Source organism: Skermanella pratensis, from assembly GCF_008843145.1.
Taxonomy (GTDB): domain Bacteria; phylum Pseudomonadota; class Alphaproteobacteria; order Azospirillales; family Azospirillaceae; genus Skermanella; species Skermanella pratensis.
In genome coordinates this window covers 4,381,327-4,390,000 of the sequence record NZ_CP030265.1, presented here as the reverse complement: position 1 = coordinate 4,390,000, position 8,674 = coordinate 4,381,327, and the positions used below count along the sequence as shown (strand labels likewise).

Genomic DNA, 8,674 nt, shown 5'->3' with positions numbered 1-8,674 from the left:
TAACTATAACGGTCCTAAGGTAGCGAAATTCCTTGTCGGGTAAGTTCCGACCTGCACGAATGGCGTAACGACTTCCCCGCTGTCTCCAACACCAACTCAGCGAAATTGAATTCTCCGTGAAGATGCGGAGTACCCGCGGTCAGACGGAAAGACCCCGTGCACCTTTACTCCAGCTTTGCAGTGGTGCCAGGGTTCCCATGTGTAGGATAGGTGGGAGGCTATGAAACGCAGGCGCCAGCTTGCGCGGAGCCATCCTTGAAATACCACCCTTGGGATCTCTGGCATCTAACCGCGCTCCCTGAACCGGGAGCCGGGACCCTGCATGGCGGGGAGTTTGACTGGGGCGGTCGCCTCCCAAAGAGTAACGGAGGCGCGCGAAGGTTGGCTCAGAGCGGTCGGAAATCGCTCGACGAGTGCAATGGCATAAGCCAGCCTGACTGCGAGACCGACAAGTCGAGCAGAGACGAAAGTCGGCCATAGTGATCCGGTGGTCCCGTGTGGAAGGGCCATCGCTCAACGGATAAAAGGTACGCCGGGATAACAGGCTGATCTCCCCCAAGAGTCCACATCGACGGGGAGGTTTGGCACCTCGATGTCGGCTCATCACATCCTGGGGCTGGAGCAGGTCCCAAGGGTTCGGCTGTTCGCCGATTAAAGTGGTACGTGAGCTGGGTTTAGAACGTCGTGAGACAGTTCGGTCCCTATCTGCCGTGGGTGTCGGAGTGCTGAGAGGCGCTGTCCCTAGTACGAGAGGACCGGGATGGACGCACCTCTGGTGTACCGGTTGTGGCGCCAGCCGCATCGCCGGGTAGCTAAGTGCGGACGGGATAACCGCTGAAAGCATCTAAGCGGGAAACCCCCCTCGAAACAAGCACTCCCCTGAGAGCCGGGATAGACCATCCCGTCGATAGGAGGCGTGTGGAAGCGCGGCAACGCGTGAAGCTAAGCCTTACTAATCGCTCGAACGGCTTGATCCTTCGAGCCAACTCCGGACGCCATGCGCAGCGGCAAGGCCGCAAGCGGCGGGTCCAACAGAAACTGCATCACTTCCGTCCAAGGTCACTTGAACTCATCCTCGACAGCCCGGCGCCCCTGCGCCTGGCCGACCTGGTGGTCATAGCGAGGGGCCCGCACCCGATCCCATCCCGAACTCGGCCGTGAAAACCCTCCGCGCCAATGGTACTGCGTCTCAAGACGTGGGAGAGTAGGTCGCCGCCAGGTCCGCCAGACGCAGTATGCGCTTGGTCTGTTGAGCAAAACGGTTGAAAAGGTTACCTTAAGACACAGGTAATCGGCTAAGATGATGTTGGCGTCCCGGGTTAGGGGCACCATCGTCAGGATACCCGGATCCACAGTTGCCCCCACAAGGAACTGGAAGCGCGGGGACCCCGGGAGGGAACGAAGCTCTGGCCCATCGGCTCGAGTGGAACCGATCGGGGGCCGGGGACAGTAATGCCCGGTACGGAAGGCGCCCGTCCGGGCGCGCCGGTAAAACCCGGCAGGTTGAAGCCTCTTTCAAACACATCGATTTTATCATCGTCTCCCAACGGGGAAGGTGAACCGAACACGAGTTTGCGGGCGTAGCTCAGGGGTAGAGCACAACCTTGCCAAGGTTGGGGTCGAGGGTTCGAATCCCTTCGCCCGCTCCATTGTTCTTCAGCCCGGTCCAAGGGCCGGCCGCCGCATATGCTGGCGCCGGGGGAGGGGAGCGATGAAGCGGAACGACACGATGAATACCAGAGATATGGGGCCATAGCTCAGCTGGGAGAGCGCTACAATGGCATTGTAGAGGTCAGCGGTTCGATCCCGCTTGGCTCCACCACCACACCACCCCCTCGCGGGTCCAAGTAAGTTCCATCCGGAGGGGTGGCCGAGTGGTTAAAGGCAGCAGACTGTAAATCTGCCCGCGACAGCGTACGCTGGTTCGAATCCAGCCCCCTCCACCATGACAGATCAGAGCACCCGGTTCCTCGAATCGCACCGCTTGACGGTGCCGGTCAGAGTAGCCGGGTTTTTCGTTTTTCCGATTTGCTTTCCGCCGATAACGGCTGCGCCGGATTGCGCCACCGTATTCCAACTGCCGCAAGCCATTTCAGAATTCCAGTGGGCGCATCCATCCGATGCGTCGTTTTAAACCGGTCCGGATGATTCCAACGGGATTTTCCCGTCCTGTTCCGGACGCAAGCAAGAAAGAACAAGCTGTATGAGAAGTTCAAGGGATCGCCGCAGGTTGCGGACATCCACCCTATCCGTGAGAAGTGCCCAGGATCTCGGTGTCGGCGAGACGCTGGTCTCCACGGCGCCGGTCGCCCCGGCGAGACCTTCCAGGAAGTCTCGCGCTCTCGCCTCCGCTCCCGTCCGTGGCCCGGTGCCGCGGGCCGATGAGATCATCTTCCTCCCGCTCGGCGGCTGCAACCGCATCGGCATGAACATGACCCTCTACGGTCATGCCGGCAAATGGCTGATCGTCGATGCCGGCGTCGCCTTCGCCGGCGATGACATGCCCGAGGTCCAGTCCTTCATGGCCGACCCCGCCTTCATCGAAGAGCGCATGGACGACGTCGTCGGTCTCGTAGTCACCCATGCCCATGAGGACCATGTCGGCGCTATCCATCATCTCTGGCCGCGCCTGACCTGCCCAATCTATGCGACGCCGTTCGCAACCCACCTGATCCGGGAGCGGCTGAAGGAAGTCGGGGCCGCGCGCGCTGTCCAGGTCAACACCATGCCGATCGGCGGCCGCCTTAAAATTGGTCCTTTCGACATCGAGACGATCGCCGTGACCCATTCCGTTCCGGAGCCGATCTCTCTGGCGATCCGGACGAAGGCGGGCAACCTGCTGCACACCGGCGACTGGAAATTCGATCCGGAGCCGTTGGTCGGTGCCTCCGCCGACTTCGCCGCCCTCAAGCGATTCGGCGACGAAGGCGTGCTCGCCATGGTGTGCGACAGCACCAATGCCCAGGTCGAAGGCACCACCGGCTCCGAAGGCCAGGCCCGTGCCGGATTGATCGAAGCGTTCCGAAGCCGCAAGGGCGCCATCGCGGTGACCTGCTTCGCCAGCAACGTCGCGCGCATGAAGGCCGTCGCCGAAGCCGCCGCCGCCAATGACCGCAAGGTCGTGCTGGCCGGGCGCTCGCTGCTCCGGATGGAGAAGGCCGCGCGTGCCTGCGGTTATCTCGACGGCCTCGCTCCCTTCCTGAGCCTGTCCGAGGCCTCATCCGTACCGCGACGCAACCTTGTCCTGATCTGCACGGGCAGCCAGGGAGAGGAGCGCTCCGCCCTCAGCAAGATCGCCCGCGCCGAGCACCGCTCGCTGGCCCTGCACCGCGGCGACACGGTGATGTTCTCCGCCCGTACCATCCCCGGCAACGAGGATGGGATCGAGGCGATCTACAAGCTGCTCAGGAACATGGGCGTCAAGGTCGTGACCCCGTCCGACGCGCCAATCCACGTCTCCGGGCATCCGGCGCGGGGTGATCTCACCCGCATGTACGAGTTGATCCGGCCGCGCTTCGCGGTCCCGGTCCATGGCGAGATCCATCATCTGGAAGCCCATGCCCGGCTGGCGCGCGACTGCGGCGTCGAGCGGGCGCTGGTCCCGGAGGACGGCGACGTCATCCGACTCGCGGATACCGGCACCGCGGTGGTGGACCACATCGAGCCGCACCGGTTGGTCAACGACGGTCAGTTCCTGCTGCCCTGGGCCGGATCGGTCGAAGCCACCTTCGGTATCCGGGCGGAACAGCGCGCCGATCGCAACGCTCCGAAACCGGCTTTCGCGGCCTGACGCAACGGGCCAAGCATAAAGAAGAAGGCCCCGACCACATCCGTGGTCGGGGCCTTCTTCCGTTTTGGTGGAGCCAAGCGGGATCGAACCGCTGACCTCTACAATGCCATTGTAGCGCTCTCCCAGCTGAGCTATGGCCCCAATCTCTTAAAGTCCGGTGCGTCGCCTTCGGTGGGGGCTGGGTGCCCCCGGCTTCGCGGTGCCGGGGACTATCCTCAAACCGACCCTGTCATTCAAGTGAAAAATTCGCCTCCGCTTGAATTTATTCGCGGCGGCGCTTCCACCGTCGGACGGGGAACTCCTCAGCGCTCCTCGTCCTCGCCTTCGACGTCGACGACCTCGCCCATGTCGTCCTCGTCGCCCAGCTCGGAGGCGTCCTCGAGCAGGACATCGTCCTCTTCCTGGACGGTCTCGTCGGCTTCCTCGTCCAGGTCGTCGACGGCGACCTCGTCGTCGGCTTCCTCCAACTCGCCGTCGTTGGCTTCCACCGTCTCCTCCTCGTCGTCCGTCTCGGCGGGGACCTTCTTGACCACCTCCTCGACAGGGGCGGGGCGGGCACGGCGCGACTTCAGCAGCGCCTCGGGGTCGAAGGTCGTGCCGCAGCTCGGGCAAACCGGCGGGTCTTTGCGGAGGTCGTAATAGCGCGCCCCGCAATTGGGGCAGATGCGTTTGGTTCCCCACTCAGGTTTCGCCACGCCTTATCCTCCGGTCTCATCACGGTATCTATTGGTCAAAGCACGCCCCTCTGCCATGCCGCCACGCTGATGTCAAAATCTAATTGACGATGCTCCGGGCCGCTCCGATCCGGCCGTCCGTGACGCCGCCGGCACCCCTTACCCCTGGCGCGCATCTATGCTAGGAACCGCCCCATCCCATTCGCCGTCAGCCAGAGGGAAGCAAAAGGCATGGCGCCCAGGCCGCTCCAGTCCGTCCAAACCGGTCCCTTGTCCGGGACCGTCCGGGTTCCGGGCGACAAGTCGATCTCGCACCGGGCGCTGATGTTCGGGGCCCTCGCCGTCGGGGAGACCACCGTCCACGGCCTGCTGACCGGGGAGGACGTGCTGCACACCGCGGCGGCCATGCGGGCGCTCGGCGCCGGTATTGACCGGGACGACCAGGGCGTCTGGCGGGTACGCGGCGTCGGAGTCGGCGGCCTCGTCGAGTCGTCGCAGGTCCTCGACATGGGGAACAGCGGAACCGCCGCCCGCCTCATGATGGGGCTGGTGTCCACCCATCCGATCACGACCTTCTTCACCGGAGACGGCAGCCTGACCAAGCGCCCCATGGCGCGGGTCAGCACGCCGCTGGAGCAGATGGGCGCCAGCTTCGTCTGCCGGTCCGGCGGCCGCCTGCCGCTCGCCGTCATCGGGACCGAGAACCCCGTGCCGATCACCTACCGGCTGCCGGTCGCCTCCGCCCAGGTCAAGTCGGCGATCCTGCTGGCCGGCCTCAACACCCCGGGCGTCACCACGGTGATCGAGGCGGAGCCGACCCGCGACCATTCCGAGCTGATGCTGGCCCATTTCGGCGCCACCGTGACCACCGAGCGGATCGAGGGCGGCGCCCTCGCGGTCTCCATCACCGGCGAGCCGGAGATCACGTGCAAGACCGTGAACGTGCCGGCCGACCCCAGCTCGGCCGCTTTCCTGACCGTTGCGGCACTGATCCGGCCGGGCTCCGACGTCACCCTGACCGACGTCGGCATGAACCCGCGCCGCACCGGGCTGTACGACACGCTGATCGAGATGGGCGCGGACATCACCTTCCTGAACCGCCGCGTCCAGGCGGGGGAGCTGGTCGCCGACCTGCGGGTCCGTTCCAGCGCCCTGACCGGCATCGCGGTCCCCCCCGACCGCGCGCCCTCGATGATCGACGAGTACCCGATCCTGGCCATGGCCGCCGCTTGCGCCGAGGGGACGACGACCATGCACGGCGTCGCCGAGCTGCGGGTCAAGGAGAGCGACCGGCTCGCCATGGTGGCCGACGGGCTGCATGCCTGCGGCGTGCGCGTGGAAGCCGGCCCGGACAGCCTGACCGTACATGGTGGCGGCGTGCCGCCCGGCGGGGCAACCGTGGCGACCGCCATGGACCACCGGATCGCCATGAGCTTCCTGGTGCTCGGCATGGCGTCCGCCGAGCCCGTGGCGGTCGACGATTCCGCTTTCATCGATACCAGCTTTCCGGGCTTCGTGGACTTGATGAACGGCCTGGGAGCGCGCATTTCCGCTCCCGAAGCCCGCTGACCCGCCAGAAGATCGCCAGAGTAGAGGGAATTCCATGCCTGAAGCCGTGCAGAGGGCCCTGGTGGTCGCGATCGACGGACCGGCGGCCAGTGGCAAAGGCACGCTGGCCCGCCGGCTGGCCGACCGGCTGCATTTCGCCCACCTCGACACCGGCTCGCTCTACCGGGCTGTCGGCCTGGCGGTGATCCGCTCCGGCGGGGACCCCGGGAACGCCGCCGCCGCTACCGTCGCCGCCCGCGCGCTCCACCCGGAGACCACGCCGCGGGTGCTGGCCGATCCGGCGCTGCGCGGGACGAGATCGCCGCCGCGGCTTCCAAGGTCGCGGTCGTGCCGGAGGTGCGGACGGCCCTGCTGGCGTTCCAGCGCGGCTTCGCCTCCAACCCTCCCGGCGGCGCGCGGGGCGCCGTGCTGGACGGCCGCGACATCGGGACCATCGTATGCCCCGACGCCGATGCCAAGCTGTTCGTCACCGCGTCGGTCGAGGCGCGGGCCGAGCGGCGTTTGAAAGAGTTGCGGGATCGCGGCGTCGCCGTTATATATGCAGCCGTCCTGGAGGACATGAAGGAACGAGATGCGCGCGACAGCCAGCGAGCGGTAGCCCCGCTCAAACCGGCTGCCGACGCATTTTTGCTTGACACCTCGTCATTGGACGCCGATCAGGCGCTGGACGCGGCGATGACCTTCATCTGCTCCAAAACCGGCCTCTCCGATCATTGTGCGTAGGCCCGCTGCCGAGCCAGCCGTCCAGGATGGAATTCAAAGTCGCCGGGCATGAGGTCCGGCGCGGCGGTCCCCTTACCGTTTCAACCATCGGATGCCGACGGTTCGGGGGGCGCTATATGATCAACCCAAGGAGTTTCAATGGCACAAGCAGCAGCTAGATCCGAGAGCATGAGCGGCATGGAAAGCTTCGCCGCACTGCTCGAGGAGTCGCTCGGCACCAGCGACAGCCTGGAAGGTACCGTCGTCAAAGGCCGTATCATCACGATCGAAAACGATAACGTGCTGATCGACGTCGGTCTGAAGTCGGAAGGCCGCGTTGCCCTCAAGGAATTCGGCGGACCCGGCGGCAATGCCGAGTTGAAGCCTGGCGACACCGTCGAGGTCTATCTCGAGCGGATGGAAGACAAGAACGGCGAAGCCGTCCTGTCCCGCGAGAAGGCCAAGCGCGAAGAAGCCTGGACGCTGCTGGAGAAGTCGTTCAACGATCAGTCCCGCGTCACCGGCGTGATCTTCGGGCGGGTCAAGGGCGGTTTCACGGTCGATCTCTCCGGCGCCGTGGCGTTCCTGCCGGGCAGCCAGGTGGACATCCGTCCGGTCCGCGACATTTCCCCGCTGCTGGGCACCCCCCAGCCGTTCCAGATCCTGAAGATGGACCGCTCGCGCGGCAACATCGTGGTGTCCCGCCGCGCCGTGCTCGAAGAGAGCCGCGCCGAGGCCCGATCGGAGCTGGTCGCCAACCTCAAGGAAGGCCAGGTCCTCCAGGGCGTCGTCAAGAACATCACCGATTACGGCGCGTTCGTCGATCTCGGCGGCGTCGACGGCCTGCTGCACGTCACCGACATCGCGTGGCGCCGCATCAACCATCCGTCGGAAGCCCTTCAGATCGGCCAGACCGTCACGGTCCAGGTCATCCGCTTCAACCCGGAGACCCAGCGCATCAGCCTCGGCATGAAGCAGCTGGAAGCCGATCCGTGGGAAGGCGTCGAGGCGAAGTACCCGGTCGGGGCCAAGTTCAAGGGCCGCGTCACCAACATCACCGACTACGGCGCCTTCGTGGAGCTGGAGCCGGGGATCGAGGGCTTGGTGCACGTCTCCGAGATGTCCTGGACCAAGAAGAACGTCCACCCCGGCAAGATCGTCTCGACCTCCCAGGAAGTCGAGGTCATGGTGCTGGACGTGGATCCCCAGAAGCGCCGCATCAGCCTGGGCCTCAAGCAGTGCCTGGACAACCCGTGGGAGTCGTTCGTCGACAAGTTCCCGTCGGGCACCGAGCTGGAAGGCGAAGTCAAGAACATCACCGAATTCGGTCTCTTCGTAGGATTGCCCGGCGATATCGACGGCATGGTCCACATGTCCGATATCGACTGGAACAAGTCGGGCGAGGAAGCCATCGCCGAGTTCAAGAAGGGCGATCAGGTCAAGGTCAAGGTTCTCGACGTCGACGTCGAGAAGGAACGGATCAGCCTGGGCATCAAGCAGCTCTCCTCGGATCCGTTCGAGAGCGCCGCCGCCGGCCTGAAGAAGGGCGACGTCGTCACCTGCACCGTCACCGCCATCACCGACGGCGGCATCGAGGTCGCGGTGGCCGACGGCTTCCAGGGCTTCATCCGCAAGTCCGACCTGTCGCGCGAGCGTTCCGAGCAGCGCCCGGACCGTTTCGCGGTTGGCGAGAAGGTCGATGCCAAGGTCACCCAGGTCGATCGCGGCGGCCGCCGCATCAGCCTGTCGATCAAGGCGAAGGAAGTGGAAGAAGAGAAGCAGGCCATGCAGGAGTTCGGGTCGTCCGACTCCGGCGCGAGCCTGGGCGACATCCTGGGTGCGGCCCTGCGCCGCGCCCAGAGCAAGGAGCAGAGCGAGGAGTAATCTCCGCCGCTTTGATCCGGGCTTCCGGCCGGAAGGGCCGCCGCGGGCAACCGCG

At 65.2% G+C, this 8,674-nt stretch carries 4 protein-coding genes, 4 tRNA genes, 2 rRNA genes and 1 pseudogene (1 of these 11 cut by a window edge); 9 read left to right on the top strand and 2 right to left on the bottom strand.

Features of this window, described 5'->3' with window-relative positions:
• The 6 genes from DPR14_RS20220 to DPR14_RS20195 all read left to right on the top strand — a co-directional run.
• Positions 1–977: ribosomal RNA gene (locus tag DPR14_RS20220) — 23S ribosomal RNA — on the top strand; it begins 1,784 nt to the left of the window's first position.
• 129 nt (positions 978–1,106) lie between these two features.
• Positions 1,107–1,221, top strand: a 5S ribosomal RNA gene (rrf, locus tag DPR14_RS20215).
• Between the two features lie 353 nt (positions 1,222–1,574).
• Positions 1,575–1,649 (top strand) — tRNA-Gly (locus DPR14_RS20210).
• Between the two features lie 97 nt (positions 1,650–1,746).
• A tRNA-Ala gene (locus DPR14_RS20205) sits at positions 1,747–1,822 on the top strand.
• Positions 1,823–1,860: 38 nt separating this feature from the next.
• Positions 1,861–1,946, top strand: a tRNA-Tyr gene (locus DPR14_RS20200).
• Positions 1,947–2,251: 305 nt separating this feature from the next.
• A complete protein-coding gene (locus tag DPR14_RS20195) occupies positions 2,252–3,790 on the top strand; it encodes a ribonuclease J (RefSeq protein WP_246148377.1) in 1,539 nt (512 codons plus the stop codon).
• Between the two features lie 65 nt (positions 3,791–3,855).
• Here the strand turns inward: DPR14_RS20195 and DPR14_RS20190 are convergent.
• Together DPR14_RS20190 and DPR14_RS20185 are read right to left on the bottom strand one after the other, a co-directional pair.
• Positions 3,856–3,931: transfer RNA gene (locus DPR14_RS20190), tRNA-Ala, on the bottom strand.
• A 161-nt stretch (positions 3,932–4,092) separates the two neighbouring features.
• On the bottom strand, positions 4,093–4,485 hold the full coding sequence (locus DPR14_RS20185; RefSeq protein ID WP_158046753.1) for a TIGR02300 family protein: 393 nt from the start codon (positions 4,483–4,485) through the stop codon (positions 4,093–4,095).
• A 210-nt stretch (positions 4,486–4,695) separates the two neighbouring features.
• On the opposite strand from DPR14_RS20185, the gene aroA reads away from it, so the two are divergent.
• From aroA to rpsA, 3 genes and pseudogenes are all read left to right on the top strand, one after another.
• Entirely contained in the window at positions 4,696–6,033 is a 1,338-nt protein-coding gene (gene aroA, locus DPR14_RS20180) for a 3-phosphoshikimate 1-carboxyvinyltransferase (RefSeq protein WP_158046752.1), read from the top strand.
• A gap of 58 nt (positions 6,034–6,091) precedes the next feature.
• Positions 6,092–6,756, top strand: a pseudogene (gene cmk / locus DPR14_RS20175) ((d)CMP kinase).
• A 138-nt stretch (positions 6,757–6,894) separates the two neighbouring features.
• Positions 6,895–8,619, top strand: a complete 1,725-nt coding sequence (gene rpsA, locus DPR14_RS20170; RefSeq protein ID WP_158046751.1) for a 30S ribosomal protein S1 — start codon at positions 6,895–6,897, stop codon at positions 8,617–8,619.
• Positions 8,620–8,674: the final 55 nt, after the last annotated feature.